The sequence below is a fragment of the Acrocarpospora phusangensis genome (genome assembly GCF_016862995.1).
Lineage (GTDB): Bacteria > Actinomycetota > Actinomycetes > Streptosporangiales > Streptosporangiaceae > Acrocarpospora > Acrocarpospora phusangensis.
Map to the genome: position 1 here is coordinate 1 of NZ_BOOA01000209.1, position 1059 is coordinate 1059.

Annotated in this window: 1 protein-coding gene; it reads right to left on the reverse strand. The window is 68.7% G+C overall.

All coding sequences use genetic code 11. The annotated features are described in order from the left end of the window. A partial coding sequence (locus Aph01nite_RS40960) for a DNA translocase FtsK (RefSeq protein ID WP_204046485.1) occupies positions 1–1059 on the reverse strand: 1059 nt, incomplete at both ends.

Consider the following 1059-nt stretch of genomic DNA (forward strand, 5'->3'; position numbering starts at 1 on the left):
GTCCGGCTTCACCATGACCTCGCGCGCCTTGGACCCCTCGCTGGGGCCGACCACGTTCCGGCTCTCCAGCAGGTCCATCAGGCGGCCCGCCTTGGCGAAGCCCACCCGGAGCTTGCGCTGGAGCATCGAGGTGGAGCCGAACTGGGTGGTGACGATCAGCTCGGCCGCCTGGATCAGCAGGTCCAGGTCGTCGCCGATCTCCTCGTCGATCTCCCGCTTGGCCACCGCGGAGGCGGCCACGTCCTCCCGGTACTCCACCTGCATCTGCGCCTTGCAGTGCGCGACGACCTCGGAGATCTCCTTCTCCGAGACGAAGGCGTTCTGCAGCCGCATCGGCTTGCTCGCGCCCATCGGCAGGAACAGCGCGTCACCCTGGCCGACCAGCTTCTCCGCGCCCGGCTGGTCCAGGATGACCCGGGAGTCGGCCAGCGAGGAGGTGGCGAACGCCAGCCGGGACGGCACGTTCGCCTTGATCAGGCCGGTCACCACGTCCACCGACGGGCGCTGGGTGGCGATGACCAGGTGGATGCCCGCCGCGCGGGCCAGCTGGGTGATGCGGACGATCGAGTCCTCGACGTCGCGCGGGGCCACCATCATCAGGTCGGCCAGCTCGTCCACGATCACCAGCAGGTACGGGTACGGCTGGTAGACGCGCTCACTCCCCGGCGGCGGCGTGAGCTTGCCCGCCCGGACCGCCTTGTTGAAGTCGTCCACGTGCCGGAAGCCGCTGGCGGCCAGGTCGTCGTAGCGGCGGTCCATCTCGCCCACCACCCATTCGAGGGCCTCGGCGGCCTTCTTGGGGTTGGTGATGATCGGGGTGATCAGGTGGGGGATTCCCTCGTACATGTTGAGCTCGACCCGTTTGGGGTCGACCAGGACCATACGCACCTCGTCCGGCGTGGAGCGCATCAGGATCGAGGTGATCAGGCCGTTGATGCAGGTGGACTTGCCCGCGCCGGTGGCGCCCGCGATCAGGATGTGCGGCATCTTGGCGAGGTTGGCCACGATGGTGCGGCCCTCGACGTCCTTGCCGAGGCCGACGATCATCGGGTGGTGGTC